We start from the raw sequence: 17,477 nt of genomic DNA, 5'->3' as shown, positions 1-17,477 counted from the left end.
GATTTGTGACGGCTCAGGGCTTTTTAACGAGCATCGCCTCGGCGCCCTGTTCACGCACCCAGAACAGCGTGGCCCCGGCCACCGCTGCCGGCATCATCAGCAGGTTGACCACCGGCACCAGCAACACCAGGTAAACGATCCCGCCAAAACTCATGCTCTGCCAGCGCTTCTGGCGCAGCCAGGCAAGCATTTCGTTCCAGCCCAGCTTGTGGTTGTCCGCTGGGTAGTCGATGTACTGGATCGCCATCATCCACACGCCAAACAACAGCCACAGCGGCGCAGCCACCAGGTTGACCACCGGAATGAACGACAGGATAAACAGGCCGATGGCCCGGGGCAGGAAGTAGCCCAGCTTGCGCATTTCCCGGGCCAGGGTACGCGGCACCATGGCCGCCAACTCAGCCCAGCTGAAAGCCGGGAAATCATCGGTGCCGCGTACCACCACTTCGACCTTTTCCGACAGAAAGCCGTTGAACGGCGCAGCGATGATGTTGGCGAGCATGGTGAAGGTGAAAAACACCATCAGCACCACCAGCACCACGAACAAAGGCCACAACAGATAATTGAGGAAGCTCAGCCAGCTCGGCAAGGTGGGCATCAGCGTGTCGACCCACAGGCTGAACTGATGGCCGGCGAAGTAGATCAACCCGACGAACAGTATCAGATTGATTGCCAGCGGCAGCAGGACGAACAGGCGCAAGCCGGGGCTGAGCACCAGTTTGAGGCCTTCGCGCAGGTATTGTGGGCCTGAAAGAACGGGGGCGGGCATGGGTAACTCCGGGCAATGGGGGCGAACGCGCCGACCTTACCGGCTTTGCGAAGACCGGGAAAGCACGGCCCGCATCACGACATTAACGGTAACAAAGGTGTCGATTAATAGAGGGCACGGGATAGAGACCACCTATGAGCTGGATTGTTATTCCGTATTTCCTTAATCTTGCCTCCCTCTATACGCTGCACCCATTATTTTCAGGATCTGCGAGTTCAAGCCTTCCCCAAGTGCTTCGCGGTCCTTTTTTATTCCAGCCGTTCTGTAGTCCGGGCGGTCGATAGGAGTGAGTCATGTCTGATACCCGTCATTCGCGAGTGATTATTCTCGGTTCCGGCCCTGCCGGTTACAGCGCTGCCGTCTACGCTGCCCGGGCCAACCTCAAGCCGTTGCTGATCACCGGCATGCAAGCGGGCGGTCAGTTGACCACCACCACCGAAGTCGACAACTGGCCGGGCGATGTCCACGGCCTGACCGGCCCGGTGCTGATGGAACGCATGAAAGAACACGCCGAGCGTTTCGAAACCGAAATCGTGTTTGATCACATCAACAAGGTCGACTTCTCCAAGAAGCCTTACAGCCTGACCGGCGACAGCGGCGTGTACACCTGTGACGCGCTGATCATCGCCACCGGCGCCAGCGCCCGTTACCTGGGCCTGCCGTCGGAAGAAGCGTTCATGGGCAAGGGCGTTTCGGCCTGCGCGACCTGCGACGGTTTCTTCTACCGCAACAAGCCGGTGGCTGTGGTCGGTGGCGGCAACACTGCCGTGGAAGAGGCGCTGTACCTGGCCAACATCGCCAGCACCGTGACCCTGGTTCACCGCCGCGAGACTTTCCGCGCCGAGAAGATCCTGATCGACAAGCTGCATGCCCGCGTGGCCGAAGGCAAGATCATCCTCAAGCTCAACGCCACCCTGGATGAAGTCCTGGGCGACAACATGGGCGTGACCGGTGCTCGCCTGAAAAACAACGACGGCAGCTTCGACGAGCTGAAAGTCGACGGCGTGTTCATCGCCATCGGCCACACCCCGAACACCTCGTTGTTCGAAGGCGTGCTGGATGCCAAAGACGGTTACCTGATCGTGCAGGGCGGCCGTGAAGGCAACGCGACGGCCACCAACATCGAAGGTATCTTCGCTGCCGGTGACGTGGCTGACCACGTGTACCGTCAGGCGATCACCTCCGCCGGCGCTGGCTGCATGGCGGCACTGGATGCCGAGCGTTACCTCGACGGTTTGAAGGACGCTGCGTTCTAAACCGTAGAAACAAAAAAAAACCGGCTGCGAGGCCGGTTTTTTTATGCGCGCGATTTATGTCGCACCGCAGTCCAGAAGTGTTAACCCAATCACTGTGGGAGCTGGCTTGCCTGCGATAGCGGCGTTGGCTGACACACCGCTATCGCAGGCAAGCCAGCTCCCACATTAAACCGGGTTATCCAATTGAATCAGCGGCGGGTCAGTGGCTGCCGAGTGAACTTCACACCCGCCAACCCATGCTCGATCAGCGCACGAATATTGCCGTGGTCACTGCCCTCAGGCGTGGCCAGCACCGAACGGTAATGCTCACCGAACGCCAACAGTGCTTCCTGGTCATTCAAGCCTTCCAGCAACGCCAGGCCGAGGGTCTTGCACGAGCCTTCGTTCTGCCCGGCGGCGTTTTCCACGCTGCCGTTGGTGAAGGCCTGTGGCTGGTAGTCGTAACCGGCGGCAACAAAGGCCAGGGTGTCGGCGAAGACGTGTTCGCCGCTGTTGAGGCTGGCGCGCAGGGTGTTCAGGTCAGTCATGGGTTTTTCCTTTGGCGAATGCCGCTTGCTGTTCGGCACTGGCTTCTTGCTGGTATTGGGCTTTCCACTCGGCGTACGGCATGCCGTACACCACTTCACGGGCGTCATCGAGGCTGAGCTCGATCTGGCGCTCGTCGGCCTCGGCCTTGTACCACTTGGACAAGCAGTTGCGGCAGAAGCCCGAGAGGTTCATCAGGTCGATGTTCTGCACATCCTTGCGGCTGTCCAGGTGTGCCACCAGCCGGCGGAAGGCGGCGGCTTCGAGTTCGAGGCGTTGTTGATCAGTCATGGGGCTCACTACGGATTCAATAGGGTTAGCGGCTGGCCGCAAGGGTGATCGACACCGATTCGGCAAAACGCAACGCATGGGGTTTATCGACTTCGACTTCGGCGTACAGCACCGACGCATTGCCCATCACCAGGTCGAGGATTTCCTGGGTCAGGCGCTCCAGCAGGGCAAAGCGGTTGCCTTCCACATGAGCGATGATGGCCTTGGTGATGGTGCGGTAGTTCAGCGCGTGGTCGATGTCGTTGTCGCGTACGGCTTCCTGGGCGGCATACAGGATGGTCAGGTTGATCAACACATCCTGCTTGTTGAGGATTTCGTCCTCGTTGATCCCGATAAACGTGCGCAGGCACAGGTCTTTGACCCGGATGCGCGCCATGCCTGGCTGAAGTTGTGGCATTGCTACTTGCTCCGTCCAATCAATTGCAGGAACTCCATGCGCGTGGTGTTCGACTCGCGGAAGGCGCCGAGCATCACCGAGGTGTTCATGGTTGAATTCTGTTTTTCGACACCGCGCATCATCATGCACATGTGCCTGGCTTCGATCACCACCGCCACGCCGGCGGCCTGGGTCACGGTCTGGATGGCGTCGGCGATTTCCCGCGTGAGGTTTTCCTGGATCTGCAGGCGCCGGGCGAACATGTCGACGATACGCGCCAGCTTCGACAGGCCGAGCACCTTGCCGGTCGGAATATAGGCCACATGGGCCTTGCCGATAAAGGGCAGCAGGTGATGCTCGCACAGCGAATACAACTCGATGTCCTTGAGGATCACCATCTCGTCGTTGTCGGAGGCAAACAGCGCACCGTTGACGATTTCTTCCAGGTTCTGCTCGTAGCCATGACACAGGTACTGCATGGCCTTGGCGGCCCGCTTTGGTGTGTCGAGCAACCCTTCGCGCTCCGGGTCTTCACCCAGGCCCTTGAGAATTTCGCGGTAGTGGTGGGGCAGGGATAAAGTCATACAACATCCTCGCAAACGGCTTACTTGATATGCCGCCCGCCGTTGACGGTCAGGGTGGTACCGGTGACATAAGGGTTATCCAGCAGGTAACGCACGCTCTGGTAAATTACCTCGGGGCCGGGTTCGATGCCCAGTGCCGCCTTGGCCAGGACCTTGGCGCGATAGGCCGCGTCGTCGCCCTCGTTGAACATCACCATCGCCGGGGCAATGCCGTTCACCTTGATATCCGGTGCAAGCTGCGCGGCAAACGACAGGGTCAGGCTGTCGAGCCCGGCCTTGGTGGCGCAGTAGGCAATGTGCTGGCGGCTGCCCTTGCGGGTCACGTCGTCGCTGATGTGCACGATATCCGCAGGCGTGGAGCGTTGCAGCAAGTGCGCACAATGCAGGTTGATCAGGTACGGCGCAAGCATGTGCACGCTGAACATGTCGGCAAAGGCGCGGCTCTCGTCGCCGGGCGTTTCCGCTTCCCAGGCCGAGGCATTATGGATGATCGCCCGCAGGCTTTGGGTGTGCTTTTGCAGTTCGTCGATGAAGCCGAGAGTGCCGGCCTCGGAAGAAAAATCGGCAAACACGCCAATCGCGCCGCGCTCGCGCAAGGTCTGCACGCCGGGACGGTCACTGCGGTAGCTGAAAATCACCGGCTGCCCTTCGTCCAGCAGGCGCAGGGCGCAATGCAGGCCGACACGCTGGCCGGCACCGGTGATCAGGATCGGGGCGGGAGTGGAAGACATGGGAGGCTCGGGTCGCTGGCAGGCTAAAACTATACCAGCGAGCGGCCTCCCTTGTACTCAAGCGGTGGCTTCGGTGGCCTTTACCCGGGCCGGAGCCGGATGCAACCAGCCGGCCAGCAGGTGGGTCGACAACGGGATAAAGAAGTAAATCATCAGCGGTGTGAGCGCCAGGGTGCTGACCAGCACGCGGCTCAACAAGCCCAACTCGCTGAGCAGCGGCTCAAGGCCGAAGTTGAACAGCAGCGACACCGGGAAAAATGCCAGCCAGATGGCCACGGCCTGCTTCCAGCGCGGTGGTCGTGCGGCGGCGGCGCCAAACCAGCCGTCTATGCCGCGTACGCGATGTTCCGACGGCGCGGCAAACAGTTCGCTGCCACGACCGAGCCATGCACCACGGGATGCGGAAAACTCCCACGCATGCAGGGTCTTTTCGTCGGCGAAGCGGAAAATAATCTGAAATTCATCATCGTTGGGCGGCGGTGCAAGCACGCCGGAGCCCAGGTAACCGGGGAAATCGGTGGCCAATTGCTCGCCTTCGCGCAGCCAAGCCATCAACTCTTCATAACGACCCTTGGCCACGCGGCGCGCAACCATCAGGGTGACAGGGGAGGTAGACATTGTGTATCTCCATAAGGATCAGGTGCGCCGGGCCGGGTAGGGGGCGCACGAACGAAGCTGCGGGGTAAGCAGCCACGTTGAAAAAACAGGCAAGGATTATTCCTGTTTTGAAAAAATACGCCAGCGGCACTGGTCGGTTAACTGAAGACCTTGAATCAGACAGTTGTATGGGCGTTAAATGGGATCCAACTTCCCATCGATGATTCAGTGCCCAGATGTCCGTAATGATTGCTCCCTCTCCTGATATGGCGCTTGGCGACCCCGCTGATTCCGATGAACTGTTTCCGATTCGCGAAGTGGCAAGATTGACAGGCATCAACCCGGTCACGCTGCGTGCGTGGGAGCGTCGTTACGGGCTGATCCAGCCGGTTCGCACCGAAAGTGGGCACCGTCTGTATTCGCGCACCGATATCGAGACCGTTCATCGCATTCTTGACTGGATCGAGCGTGGCGTTGCGGTGAGCAAGGTCGGGAAAATCCTGGCCCGTGATGATCAGCCAGTGGAAGCGGCGGCCGCTGTGCCGACAGGCGCTGAACACGAATGGAACCAGTGGCAGCAGCAATTGCGAACGGCCGTCGGAGCCTTCGACGACCGGCAACTGGACCGGTTGTATGGCCAGATTTTCGCGGCCTATCCAGTCTCGGTGGTTTTCCAGGACATCCTGATGCCTCTCTGGCAGCAGCTATTGCGGCACCAGGGGCTTTTTGGCCAAGCCAGTGAATGGCTGTTTTTTGATGGCTTCCTGCGCAGCCGCACCTGGAAGCGCCTGCAAACAGGCTGTGCCTCGGCCGCACCGCGGGTGTTGCTGGCGGCCATCGCCGGGGAATGCCGGGAGCTGGAGTTGCTGGTCGCAGGGCTGCTGATGAGCGGTGACGACTTGGCGGTCAAGGTCCTGGCCGTGGGGCAGCCGATGGATGAATTGACACTGATCTGCGAAAAAACCAGACCACAGGCCCTCGTGGTGTTCTCCAATCACTCGCCTACCCAGGAATTGCCCCGGCGCCTTGAGCGGCTGGCCTTGACCCTGGATTGCCCGCTCTTGCTGGCGGGCGATGCGGCGGAGTTGGCGCAGGAGCAATTGAGGGGGTCGACTGTCGGTTGCCTGGGCAACGAAGGGCGACTGATGCAGCGCCGCCTGCAGCATTTTCTGCGCGGCAGCCTGGATACCTGACTTCAGGCGTGGACTTCGGGGTGAAACAAGCGGTGTTGCTGCAGGATAAACTGGCGCAGGCGCTCGGTTTCATCCACATCACTCTGGCTTAAACGGTAGGCGAACAACCCACGGGCATTTTCCCGTTCCAGGGTGCCGCGCACCGAGATGCGCTCGTAGCCGGACGGGCTGAACCACAGGGAAAAGGTTTTTGGGGCCTTGATCCGCCCGCGGATTTCCACCAGCAACCCCTTGAACGACACCTCATGCACCCACAGTGCACCGGGCTGCCCTTTGATATTTTCCAGCGCGACCGGCTCTTCAAGCGCCAGGCGCCACGGGCGGATCATCGGCCCGTCTTCGAAAATGCTCGGTACGCCCAGCCGCAAATGCACGGCATGAAACTCGTCTTCCACCAATTGCAGCGGAAAGGTCATTTGCTGGTTGTCGAATTGTGCCTGGAGGGTGACATGGTCATGGGCGGCGAGGCGGGTGAGCAGATCACGAATCTGCGCACCGCCGTTGACCGTCAGGCTCGACGACGCATCCCGCACGTTGAGCTGCGGGTTATGGTGCATGGTCTGAATAAAATCCAGCTCGTCCTGCGTCAAAAGCGCGTCGCGTTGCATTGATCTTGCTCAAGGGAGAGGTATTAAAACGCCATTATCTCTCTAAAGACCGCGTTTTCTAGTTTTTGTTAGATCCGCTCGTCGCCTTGAGTGCTTCAAGCTCCGCCCTGAGGTCTGCCAATTGGCCTTCCAATTGCGCCACACGCTGCTGGGCCTTGACCTGTACCGTCACGTCTTTTTGCACGCCGACGAAATAGGTCTGCTTGTCGGCCTGGTTATAAACCGTCGATAACGACAGCTCGTTCCAGAAATGCGTGCCGTCCTTGCGATAGTTGCGCAGGATTTCCCGGCAGGCGCCGCCACTCTCCAGGGCTTCGCGGATGGCCATCAGCCCCGGCTGGTCACGGTCACCCGATTGCAGGAAGCGGCAGTCCTGGTAGAGGATTTCGTCGAGGGTGTAGCCGGTCAGCCGTTCGAAGGCCGGGTTTACGTAGATCAGTGGCTTGTCCTTGCCTTCGCGCTCGGCAACCACGATGCCGTCGTTGGAAGCGTTGATCACCAGTTGCATCAGCTTGGCGTTAATCATTGAGCGGTCCATGGCTTGTCTTGGGAGTTTGCAGTTTAAGACATGCCGGCCGCCTGTCCACTTGCCCCAGCTGTTAATATCCCAGGCTTTTAGTCAGCTACAGGATCAGATTGATGAAAGTCGCCATCCTTTCCGGCTCGGTGTACGGCACCGCTGAAGAAGTCGCCCGTCACGCTGCCAGCATCCTCAACGCGGCCGGCTTCGACGCCTGGCACAACCCGCGTGCAACCCTCGCCGACGTACAGGGCTTTGCCCCTGAAGCCTTTTTGGCCGTGACCTCCACCACCGGCATGGGCGAACTGCCCGACAACCTGCAGCCGCTGTATTCGACCATTCGCGACCAACTGCCGGCCGCCTGGCGCGGGCTGCCGGGCGCGGTGATCGGCCTGGGCGACGCCAGCTATGGCGACACCTTCTGCGGCGGCGGCGAGCAAATGCGCGAGCTGTTTGCGGAGTTGGGCGTACGTGAAGTGCTGCCGATGCTGCGCCTGGACGCCAGCGAAAGCGTGACCCCGGAAGCCGACGCCGAACCGTGGCTGGCCGAGTTGGTCACTGCACTGCGCGGTTGACCGGGAATTCGCGTAGCAATGCCAGCCAGGCCTGGGCGGCTTTCGACAGATAGGCGCCCTCACGCCAGATAAAGGCAATGTCCCAGCGCAGGTATTCCGGCGCCTTGAGCGTGAGGCGCACCACCCCGGGCCGCACCAGGCCCCGGGCCACCACGCTGGGCAACAACACCACGCCTTGGCCGGCGGCCACCAGGGCCGCGAGAAAATCTGCCTGGCCGCTGCGCCCGCTTTCCTTCGGGGTGAACCCCAGTTGCTGACAGGCCTGTAGCAGGCGGTCGTTCAACACAAAACTGCGTTGGTACATCAGGAACGGCGTGTCAGCCAACTCCTCCAGACGGATCTGCGCGTTCTCGGCCAGCGGATGGTCCATCGGCAGGAGGGCGTCGAGCGGCTCATCGCAGAAGGCTTGCCAGGCGAATGCCGGGTCGCTGGGCATCAGGCTGCCACCCACTTCCAGCTCCCCGCTCAAGATCGCCTGCTCGATGTTGCGACTGCCGCCTTCCAGCAACTGGATGGTGACGTTCGGGTACCGCCGCCGGTATTCGGCAAACAGCCCGGCGAACAGCGTGTCGCCGCCCAATTGCGGCAGGCCCATGCGCAGCTCGCCACGAGTCAACTGATTCAAGTCATCCAGCTCACTGAGCAACTCGGCTTGCTGGCGCAGCATCGCCTCTGCCCGCTGCAGTACCACCTGCCCGGCAGCCGTCAGGCGAATCTGCGAACCCAGGCGATCGAGCAGCGGCGTGCCCAGGCTTTGCTCCAGTTGGGCCACCTGCTTGCTCACGGCGGACTGGCTGATGTGCAGGGTTTTGCCGGCCTGGGTAAAACCGCCCCGGTGGATGACTTCGACAAAGCTGCGCAGCTGTTTAAATTCCATCGACCTGATTCCAGTTTGGAATAGCTTGCAGTCTAACAATTCGCTGTGGGGATGCCAGGGGCCTCTTTAAAATGGGAGCCCTGCGAGGACCCAAAGCTCATGAAACGTTTCACCTTCAAACACGTCGGTCGGTTGCTGGCTGAACTGATCGTCCTGCTGGCCATTTACTTCCTGGGGTGCCAATTGGCGGCCTGGCTGAGCTGGCCTATTCCTGGCGGTGTGGTCGGCCTGGGCTTGTTGTTGCTGACCTTCGCCACTGGCCTGGTGAAACCGGCGGCCCTGCAACTGGGCGCCGGCGTGCTGATGGCGGAGATGCTGCTGTTCTTTATTCCTGCGTTGATGAGCCTCCTGGACTACGGTGGCCTGGTGCGCCATGACGGTTGGCGGATCATGTTGGTGATCGGCTTCAGCACCTTGTCGGTGATGCTGGTGACGGCCTTTACCGTGGAATTCGTGTGCCGCTGGAAGCTGCGCCATGAAGCTTGAGCTGATGCCGATGTTCTGGCTGGCGCTGACCCTGGGGGCCTACGGCTTCAGCCGCTGGATCTACCGGCGCACCGGGCGCTACCTGCTGTCACCGCTGATTCTGGTCCCGGCACTGTTGCTGGCGGTGGCCGTGCCGATGAAAACCGCCTACGCCGAATACTCCACCGATACCCACTGGCTGATGCTGGTGCTGGGCCCGGTGACGGTGGCGTTTGCCATTCCGATCTGGCAACAGCGCCAATTGTTGATGCGCCATTGGTCTGCCCTGTTGCTGGGGATGGTGGCGGGCAGTGTGGCGTCTATCGCCACCTCCTATGGCCTGGCCAGGGCCCTGGCGCTGGACAGTTCGGTCACGATGTCGCTGGTGCCCCGTTCCATCACCACGCCGTTCGCCATGCCGGTGTCTTCCGACCTGGGCGGCGTGCCGGAACTGACGGCCGTGTTCGTGATGTTTACCGGTGTGTTCGGTGCCATGCTCGGCGGCGTACTGCTCAAGTGGTTGCCGTTGCGCACGCCGTTGGCACGCGGTGCGTTATTCGGCGTGGGCGCCCATGGCGCGGGCGTCAGCCGGGCCCATGAAGTGGGCGGCGAGGAAGGCTCGGTGGCGGGGCTGGTGATGGTACTGACCGGGTTGCTCAACCTGTTCGCCGCGCCCTTATTGGCGTCGCTTCTCTGACACGCACAGAACAAAATCGAACTATCCTCAGGACTGACCCGCTCGGTCATCAAGCTGGCTGCCAATGCAACTACGGCGGCCTCGAGGTCTGACTAGACTGCTTCTTCTGCCTGGATTGCCCCTTCACTTAAAAAAATAATAAAACGCACCAAGGAGGTCATTGCCGTGAGCCTAGCCACTGTTCAATCGACACACAGCGTTAAAGACCAGGTCAGTGCGGCCGAATGGCAGGCCCGCGTCGACCTCGCCGCGTGCTACCGGCTGGTAGCGATGCACGGCTGGGATGATCTGATTTTCACCCACATCTCGGCCAAGGTGCCGGGCACCGAAGATTTCCTGATCAACCCCTACGGGTTGATGTTTCACGAGATCACCGCATCCAGCCTGGTGAAGGTCGACCAGGCGGGCAACAAGCTGATGGACAGCCCCTACGAGGTCAACCCGGCCGGCTACACCATCCACAGCGCGGTCCACGAAGTACGCCACGACGTGGTCTGCGTACTGCACACCCACACCGCTTCCGGCATCGCCGTTTCCGCGCAGAAGCAAGGCGTGTTGCCCATCAGCCAGCAATCCTTGTTCGTGCTCTCCAGCCTGGCCTATCACGCCTACGAAGGGGTGGCGCTGAACCACGAGGAAAAGGCCCGCTTGCAGGCCGACCTTGGGCAAAACAATTTCCTGATGCTGCACAACCACGGTCTGTTGACCTGTGGCGCCAGCATCGCCGACACCTTCCTGATGATGTTCATCTTCCAGCGCACCTGCGACATCCAGGTGATGGCGCAGAACGGTGGCGCCGAATTGATCAGCATCGCACCACCGATACTGGCCGGTGCCCGGGCGATGATCGCCGGGGTCACCAAAAGCGCCCAAGGCATGGGCGGCGCGCTGGCATGGCCGGCGTTGCTGCGCAAACTCGATGCACTCGACCCCGGGTATAAAAGCTGATGCCAATCGCCGAGATCCCACTGCGTATCTGGCGCCAGCGCGCCCAGAGTTTCGAGTTCCGCGGCCGCACCATTCGTTACTGGGTGGCGGGGCAGGGCGAGCCGTTGCTGCTGATCCATGGGTTCCCCACGGCCAGCTGGGACTGGCATTACCTGTGGCAGCCGCTGGCCCAACGTTACCAGGTGATTGCCTGCGACATGCTGGGGTTTGGCGATTCGGCCAAGCCGCTGGATCACACCTATTGCCTGCTGGAACAGGCGGATTTGCAGCAGGCGCTGCTGGAGCATCTTTGGGTGCAGCAGCCGGTGCATGTGCTGGCCCATGATTACGGTGACAGCGTCGCGCAGGAGTTGTTGGCGCGGCATTACGAAGGTCGGTTTCAGATGGCCAGTGGTGTGTTTCTCAACGGTGGGTTGTTTCCGGAGACGCATCGTCCGGCGTTGGTGCAGAAGCTGTTGCTGAGCCCGTTGGGCTGGATGATCGGGCGTACGTTTGGGCGCAATGCATTGGCCAACAGTTTTGGGCAAATTTTCGGGCCTGCGACTCGGCCCAGTGAAAGTGCGCTGGATGATTTCTGGAGTTTGATTGAGAGCCAGGATGGGCCACGGATTTTGCACAAGTTGATTGCGTACATTCCTCAGCGTCGGCGGCAACGGGATCGCTGGGTGGCTGCGATGCAGCGGGGGAGGTGCCGTTGCGGGTGATTGATGGGGAGGTTGATCCGATTTCCGGTGGGCATATGGTGGAGCGATATCGTGAGTTGGTGCCGCATGCGGATACGGTGGTTTTGGCGAATATTGGGCACTACCCGCAGATTGAGGCGCCGGTGCAGGTGTTGAAGCATTACTTGGCGTTTCGGGAGGGGCTTGGGGTAGGGGTTTCCCGAGTGGCTTATTCTTGATTTTGGTTTGAGTGCATATCCGTTATTTAGGTAACGGCTACTTATGGTTTCGCTCTTACAGCGACTCACTTTGGAAAAGCCCCAAAGTAAGCAAGGGCTCTGCCCCGCCTGTCGGCACCTCGCTAAGGCTCGGTGTTCCCTCACTCCGGGATTGCTCCGCGGGCCGCCGCGACGGGGCGTCCCTGCCCCGTCGCGGCTAAACCGGCGTCCTGCCGGTTTACCCGCTCCTCAATCCCTGCGTTCGGCCTCGGGCTTATTGGGGCAGTTAGAGCCAGATCAAGATCAAAAGCAAAAGCACAGCGGCCTACAGGCCGGCTTGAGTGGTAGAAGCCAGATCAAAAGCGAAAGCCAAATCTGAAACTGATGCAGCTCTGCTTTTCTGTGGGAGCTGGCTTGCCTGCGATGCAGACACCTCGGTTTTTCAGATGCACCGAGGCGAGGCCATCGCAGGCAAGCCAGCTCCTACAGTTGGACCGTGCCCGCTGTAGATTTTGATTTTGATTTTGCCTTTGCTTCACACCACTCAAGCCGGCCTGTAGGCCGCTGTGTTCTTGATCTGCTTTTGATCTTGATCTTGGGCGCCCCGTTAAACCACGCTGGCCGAACGCAGGCTTTGGAGCGTGGGTAACCCGGCAGGACGCCGGGTTAGCCGCGCTGGGCCAAGGATGGCCCATCGCGGCGGCCCACGGTCCAAAGCCGGAGTGAGGGCACACCGAGCCTAGGCGAGGTGCCGAGTGGTGGGGCAAGAGCCTTTTGGTTACTTTTGGGCTCCTTTCAAAAGTGACCCGCTGTAAGAGCGGAACCCATACCAGCCATCACCCAAATAACGGATATGTACCCACCCCTAGGCCACACCAATCATCCCCCAGCCTTATCGCACACCATTCACCCCCAACCGTATTTATTGTGACCAAAAGCCCCGTGCCTGACACTCCACTCATCTATCCCTAACCGCCCCTGGAGTTCCCAATGAGTGAGCCTGTGCAGTTCCAAGACAAGGTCGTGATCGTCACCGGCGCCGGCGGTGGATTGGGTCGCGCCCACGCACTGCTGTTCGCCAAACACGGCGCCAAAGTGCTGGTGAATGATCTTGGCGGCTCAACCCAGGGCGAAGGCGCCAACGCCTCGGCGGCCGATCGCGTCGTGGCCGAAATCCGTGAGGCCGGCGGTATCGCCGAGGCCAACCACGACTCCGTCACCGACGGAGACAAAATCGTCCAGAACGCCCTCGACGCCTTCGGTCGCATCGACGTCGTCGTCAATAACGCCGGGATCCTGCGGGACAAAACCTTCCACAAGATGGAAGACAGCGACTGGGACCTGGTTTACCGCGTGCACGTCGAAGGCGCCTACAAAGTCACTCGCGCCGCCTGGCCCCACCTGCGCGAACAAGCCTACGGCCGGGTGATCTTCACCGCCTCCACCTCGGGCATCTACGGTAACTTCGGCCAGTCCAACTACGGCATGGCCAAGCTTGGCCTGTACGGCCTGACCCGCACCCTGGCGCTGGAAGGCCGCAAAAACAACATCCTGGTCAACGCCATCGCCCCCACCGGCGGTACACGCATGACCGAGGGCTTGATCCCGCCGCAAGTCTTCGAGCGCCTCAAACCGGAACTGATCAGCCCGTTGGTGGTGTACCTGGGCAGCGAAGCGTGCCAGGAAACCTCCGGGCTGTTTGAGGTGGGCGGTGGCTGGATCGGCAAGACCCGTTGGGAGCGCAGCCTGGGTGTGGGGTTCGACCCTGAAGCCGGTTTCTCGCCGGATGATGTCGCCGCCCACTGGCAGCAAATCTGCGACTTCGAAGGGGCCGCTCACCCCAAGGACACTATCGAGGCGTTGAAGGAGATGATGGCCAACCTGCAGAAGTACAGCCTCTGATCGTTGCATGAAAAAGTTTTAATCAACCCGGGGCGCCATGGCGCCCCGCTTTATTTCGGGCAAAAAAAAGCCACTGCAAAGGCAGCGGCTGAAGTAAGACGTTTGATCAAGGAGCAATAAATCAACGTCAGTGAACACCGGTAACAGATTGAAAACAGTGATCAATCCATAAAATCTGGCTGTTCTTCCCAGGTGGGGAAGCGGGCGGTTTGCCCTGAAAGCCAAGCAAGAATAGGCTTTTGTTACAGAATGAAAAATAGCGATTCAGGACAAGGACTGTTACCAAACCGGCAACAGTGACGTTAGCGCTTCATCCATCCTCCTGATAACCCTTCATCCATCTCGTCCATGCCCCCGCCAATACCCCGCCCAGAGCGGCCCGTCATCCTTTCGGGCGACAACACGAATACCTCCTTGGTGCGCTTATCGCTCCTGATGGCGGGCAGTAGGGTGGGGCCTTCTGTCACACCACCGGGGAAGACGCATGACAAGAACAACAATGCGCGCCATCTTCAGGCCACAGGCGCTGGCCGCTGCGGTTGCTTTGGGTTGCTGTGCCCAGGCGCAGGCCGTTTCATTCAACATCGGCGAGATCGAAGGGCAATTCGACTCCTCGCTGTCGGTCGGTGCCAGCTGGGGCATGCGCGACGCCGACAAAAAACTGGTGGGCATTCCCAACGGCGGCACGGGGCAAGCCTCAACCGGTGATGACGGTCGCCTGAACTTCAAGAAGGGCGAGACCTTCTCCAAGATCTTCAAGGGCATCCACGACCTGGAGCTCAAGTACGGCGACAGCGGCGTGTTCGTGCGCGGCAAGTACTGGTACGACTTCGAACTGCAGGACGAAGACCGCGAATTCAAGCAGATCAGCAACAACCACCGCGACGAGGGCGCGCGCTCTTCCGGTTACGAGTTGCTGGATGCGTTCGTCTACCACAACTATTCCATCGGTGATTTGCCGGGCAACGTGCGTGTCGGCAAACAGGTGGTCAGCTGGGGCGAAAGTACGTTCATCGGCAACTCCATCAACAGCATCAACCCGATTGACGTCTCAGCCTTTCGCCGGCCCGGTGCCGAGATCAAGGAAGGCCTGATTCCGGTCAACATGGTGTTTGCATCCCAAAGCCTCACCAACCAACTGAGCGTGGAAGGCTTCTACCAGTTGAACTGGGAAAACACCGTGGTGGATAACTGCGGCACCTTCTTCGGTAACGACGTGGTGGCCCACGGTTGTAACGGCAACTACACCGTTGGCAGCCCGGCAATTGCACCGTTGCAACCCGTGGCGGCGGCGTTTGGCCAGGGCTTCCAGGTCACCAACGAAGGCGTGGTGGTTCAGCGTGCAAAAGACCGTGAGGCACGCGATGGTGGCCAGTTCGGGATGGCCTTGCGCTGGCTGGGCGATGACACGGAGTACGGCCTGTACTTCATGAACTACCACAGTCGCACGCCCACGGTCGGTACCATCACCGCCAACACCAACCTGGCAACCATTGGCCGCATCGTCAACGCGGCCAATGGTATCGCCCCGGGCTCCGGCTCCGGCCTGGCGCAAAGCACGATGCTCGGCCGTGGCCAGTACTACCTCGACTACCCGGAAAATATCCGCCTGTTCGGCGCCAGCTTCTCCACCACCTTGCCCACCGGCACGGCCTGGACCGGCGAAATCAGCTACCGCCCGAATGCGCCCGTACAGCTCAACACCACCGACCTGACGCTGGCCCTGGTCAACCCGATTGCCGGGAACGCAGCCTCACCGATCAGCAGTTCCTTCGGTGCCGATAACGCTGGCTACCGCCGCAAGGAAATCACCCAGATCCAGAGCACCATGACCCAGTTCTTCGACCAGGTCCTGGGCGCCGAACGCCTGACGTTGGTGGGCGAAGCGGCCTTCGTGCATGTCGGCGGGCTGGAGGCGAAATCCAAGCTGCGTTACGGCCGTGATTCGGTCTACGGCCAATACGGCTTCGGCGGCGACACCGACGGTTTTGTCACGGCCAATTCCTGGGGGTATCGCGCCCGGGCCATCCTCGATTACAACAACGTGTTTGCCGGGGTCAACCTCAAGCCCAACGTGTCGTGGTCCCAGGACGTCAGCGGCTATGGGCCCAACGGCCTGTTCAACGAAGGGGCCAAGGCCATCAGCGTGGGCGTGGATGCGGACTACCGCAACACCTACACCGCTAGCCTGAGCTACACCGACTTTTTTGGCGGGGACTACAACACCCTCACCGACCGCGACTTCATCGCCCTGAGTTTTGGCGTGAACTTCTGATTTGGCTTAAAGAGGACAAGAGACTATGCGCAAGATGATTCTGCAATGCGGCGTGTTGGCACTGAGCCTGTTGGCCGCCAACGTGATGGCCGCGGTGTCGCCGGAAGAAGCGGCCAAGCTGGGCACCACCCTGACCCCGGTAGGCGCCGAGAAGGCCGGTAACGCCGACGGTTCGATCCCGCCATGGACCGGCGGCATTCCGAAAAACGCTGGCGCAGTGGACAGCAAGGGCTTCCTCGCCGACCCGTTCGCCAATGAAAAACCGCTGTTCGTGATCACCGCGGCCACGGTCGACAAGTACAAGGACAAGCTCTCCGAAGGCCAGGTGGCGATGTTCAAGCGCTACCCCGAGACTTACAAAATCCCGGTCTACCCGACCCACCGCACGGTTAACCTGCCGCCGGAAATCTATGACTCGATCAAGCGCAGCGCGCTCAACGTGCATGCGATCAACGACGGCAACGGCCTGGAGAATTTCACCGGCAATCGCTACTACGCCTTCCCGATTCCGAAGAACGGCGTGGAGGTGCTGTGGAACCACATCACCCGTTACCACGGGGGCAACCTGCGGCGCATCATCACCCAGGCTACGCCGCAGACCAACGGCAGCTACACGCCGATCCGTTTCGAAGAAGAAGTGGCCGTGCCGCAACTGATCCCGGACATGGACCCGGTCAAGGGCGCCAACGTCCTGACCTTCTTCAAACAATCGGTGACTGCCCCGGCGCGCCTGGCGGGCAACGTACTGCTGGTGCATGAAACCCTCGACCAGGTGAAAGAGCCGCGCCTGGCCTGGGTCTACAACGCGGGCCAGCGTCGGGTGCGCCGTGCGCCGCAAGTGGCCTATGACGGTCCCGGCACCGCGGCCGACGGCCTGCGTACCTCGGACAACTTTGACATGTTCTCCGGCGCCCCCGATCGCTACGACTGGAAGCTGGTGGGCAAGAAGGAAATGTACATTCCCTACAACAGCTACAAGCTCGACTCGCCGACCCTCAAGTACGACGACATCATCAAGGCCGGTCACATCAACCAGGATTTGACCCGCTACGAGCTGCACCGGGTCTGGGAAGTGATCGGTACCGTCAAGCCAAGCGAGCGGCACATCTACGCCAAGCGCCACATGTACATCGACGAAGACAGCTGGCAAGTCGCGCTGGTGGATCACTACGACGGTCGCGGCCAACTGTGGCGCGTCGCCGAAGGGCATGCGCAGTTCTACTATGACCACCAGGTGCCGGCCTACACCGTCGAGACCCTGTACGACATCATCGCCGGGCGCTACATCGCGCTGGGCATGAAGAACGAAGAGAAGAGCAGCTTTGTGTTCGGCTTTGCGGCCAAGGCGGCCGACTACACGCCGGCAGCATTGCGCTCGGAAGGCGTGCGCTAAAAGCAGATTGAAATG

19 protein-coding genes and 1 pseudogene are annotated in these 17,477 nt (G+C 60.5%); 10 read left to right on the top strand and 10 right to left on the bottom strand.

Annotated features, from left to right (window positions below; translation table 11 throughout):
- Positions 1-13: 13 nt before the first annotated feature.
- Positions 14-769, bottom strand: a complete 756-nt coding sequence (gene cysZ / locus JFV30_RS02630) for a sulfate transporter CysZ (RefSeq protein ID WP_010176994.1) — start codon at positions 767-769, stop codon at positions 14-16.
- A 293-nt stretch (positions 770-1,062) separates the two neighbouring features.
- Here cysZ and trxB point away from each other — a divergent pair, with 293 nt between their 5' ends.
- Positions 1,063-2,025: a thioredoxin-disulfide reductase gene (gene trxB / locus JFV30_RS02625; protein ID WP_010176992.1), complete on the top strand. Its 963-nt coding sequence runs from the start codon at positions 1,063-1,065 to the stop codon at positions 2,023-2,025.
- 188 nt (positions 2,026-2,213) lie between these two features.
- On the opposite strand, the gene JFV30_RS02620 is transcribed toward trxB, so the two are convergent.
- Genes JFV30_RS02620 through JFV30_RS02595 form a run of 6 tightly spaced genes read right to left on the bottom strand, consistent with a single transcriptional unit; the run spans position 2,214 to position 5,150 of the window.
- Positions 2,214-2,552 (bottom strand): HopJ type III effector protein, encoded by a 339-nt coding sequence (locus tag JFV30_RS02620; protein WP_201121749.1) that lies wholly within the window; start codon positions 2,550-2,552, stop codon positions 2,214-2,216.
- On the bottom strand, positions 2,545-2,841 hold the full coding sequence (locus JFV30_RS02615; RefSeq protein ID WP_003230838.1) for a DUF1244 domain-containing protein: 297 nt from the start codon (positions 2,839-2,841) through the stop codon (positions 2,545-2,547). The genes JFV30_RS02620 and JFV30_RS02615 overlap by 8 nt, the downstream gene beginning before the upstream one ends.
- Positions 2,842-2,866: 25 nt before the next feature.
- Positions 2,867-3,238 (bottom strand): dihydroneopterin triphosphate 2'-epimerase, encoded by a 372-nt coding sequence (folX, locus tag JFV30_RS02610; protein WP_010176989.1) that lies wholly within the window; start codon positions 3,236-3,238, stop codon positions 2,867-2,869.
- A 2-nt stretch (positions 3,239-3,240) separates the two neighbouring features.
- Complete coding sequence (gene folE, locus JFV30_RS02605) at positions 3,241-3,801, bottom strand: GTP cyclohydrolase I FolE (protein ID WP_010176988.1); 561 nt, start codon at positions 3,799-3,801, stop codon at positions 3,241-3,243.
- Between the two features lie 20 nt (positions 3,802-3,821).
- Positions 3,822-4,532: a dihydromonapterin reductase gene (gene folM, locus JFV30_RS02600; RefSeq protein ID WP_201121748.1), complete on the bottom strand. Its 711-nt coding sequence runs from the start codon at positions 4,530-4,532 to the stop codon at positions 3,822-3,824.
- Between the two features lie 57 nt (positions 4,533-4,589).
- The gene (locus JFV30_RS02595) at positions 4,590-5,150 is read right to left on the bottom strand and encodes an antibiotic biosynthesis monooxygenase (protein ID WP_201121746.1); all 561 of its coding nucleotides are present in this window, start codon (positions 5,148-5,150) and stop codon (positions 4,590-4,592) included.
- 215 nt (positions 5,151-5,365) lie between these two features.
- Between JFV30_RS02595 and JFV30_RS02590 the strand changes: the two genes are divergently transcribed.
- Positions 5,366-6,322 carry a MerR family transcriptional regulator gene (locus JFV30_RS02590; RefSeq protein WP_446739847.1) on the top strand — a complete coding sequence of 319 codons (957 nt, stop codon included), beginning with the start codon at positions 5,366-5,368 and terminating at the stop codon, positions 6,320-6,322.
- Positions 6,323-6,324: 2 nt separating this feature from the next.
- Here JFV30_RS02590 and JFV30_RS02585 read toward each other — a convergent pair whose 3' ends face one another.
- Positions 6,325-6,930, bottom strand: a complete 606-nt coding sequence (locus tag JFV30_RS02585) for a hypothetical protein (protein ID WP_010176983.1) — start codon at positions 6,928-6,930, stop codon at positions 6,325-6,327.
- 58 nt (positions 6,931-6,988) lie between these two features.
- Positions 6,989-7,456 carry a PAS domain-containing protein gene (locus JFV30_RS02580; protein WP_201121744.1) on the bottom strand — a complete coding sequence of 156 codons (468 nt, stop codon included), beginning with the start codon at positions 7,454-7,456 and terminating at the stop codon, positions 6,989-6,991.
- A gap of 113 nt (positions 7,457-7,569) precedes the next feature.
- Here JFV30_RS02580 and JFV30_RS02575 point away from each other — a divergent pair, with 113 nt between their 5' ends.
- Positions 7,570-8,025, top strand: coding sequence for a flavodoxin (locus tag JFV30_RS02575; RefSeq protein WP_010176981.1), 456 nt, complete (start codon positions 7,570-7,572; stop codon positions 8,023-8,025).
- On the opposite strand, the gene JFV30_RS02570 is transcribed toward JFV30_RS02575, so the two are convergent.
- A complete protein-coding gene (locus JFV30_RS02570; RefSeq protein WP_010176980.1) occupies positions 8,006-8,902 on the bottom strand; it encodes a LysR family transcriptional regulator in 897 nt (298 codons plus the stop codon). The two genes, JFV30_RS02575 and JFV30_RS02570, sit on opposite strands and share 20 nt — an antisense overlap.
- A 99-nt stretch (positions 8,903-9,001) precedes the next feature.
- Between JFV30_RS02570 and JFV30_RS02565 the strand changes: the two genes are divergently transcribed.
- The 7 genes and pseudogenes from JFV30_RS02565 (at position 9,002) to JFV30_RS02535 (ending at position 17,462) form a co-directional block, all read left to right on the top strand.
- On the top strand, positions 9,002-9,388 hold the full coding sequence (locus tag JFV30_RS02565; RefSeq protein WP_201121742.1) for a CidA/LrgA family protein: 387 nt from the start codon (positions 9,002-9,004) through the stop codon (positions 9,386-9,388).
- Positions 9,378-10,064, top strand: coding sequence for an LrgB family protein (locus tag JFV30_RS02560; protein WP_010176978.1), 687 nt, complete (start codon positions 9,378-9,380; stop codon positions 10,062-10,064). Before JFV30_RS02565 ends, JFV30_RS02560 begins: the two co-directional genes overlap by 11 nt.
- Before the next feature lie 165 nt (positions 10,065-10,229).
- Entirely contained in the window at positions 10,230-11,012 is a 783-nt protein-coding gene (locus JFV30_RS02555) for a class II aldolase/adducin family protein (protein WP_010176977.1), read from the top strand.
- Positions 11,012-11,913, top strand: a pseudogene (locus JFV30_RS02550) (alpha/beta fold hydrolase). Before JFV30_RS02555 ends, JFV30_RS02550 begins: the two are co-directional and overlap by 1 nt.
- A 969-nt stretch (positions 11,914-12,882) precedes the next feature.
- On the top strand, positions 12,883-13,794 hold the full coding sequence (locus tag JFV30_RS02545) for an SDR family oxidoreductase (RefSeq protein WP_169387114.1): 912 nt from the start codon (positions 12,883-12,885) through the stop codon (positions 13,792-13,794).
- 484 nt (positions 13,795-14,278) lie between these two features.
- Positions 14,279-16,069, top strand: a complete 1,791-nt coding sequence (locus tag JFV30_RS02540; protein WP_029616183.1) for a DUF1302 domain-containing protein — start codon at positions 14,279-14,281, stop codon at positions 16,067-16,069.
- Positions 16,070-16,094: 25 nt separating this feature from the next.
- Positions 16,095-17,462: a DUF1329 domain-containing protein gene (locus JFV30_RS02535; RefSeq protein ID WP_010176972.1), complete on the top strand. Its 1,368-nt coding sequence runs from the start codon at positions 16,095-16,097 to the stop codon at positions 17,460-17,462.
- The last annotated feature ends 15 nt before the right edge of the window (positions 17,463-17,477 follow it).

Source organism: Pseudomonas sp. TH32, from assembly GCF_016650855.1.
GTDB lineage: Bacteria > Pseudomonadota > Gammaproteobacteria > Pseudomonadales > Pseudomonadaceae > Aquipseudomonas.
Note: the sequence above shows the minus strand (reverse complement) of the source record. Positions and strands in the feature narration are given on the sequence as shown.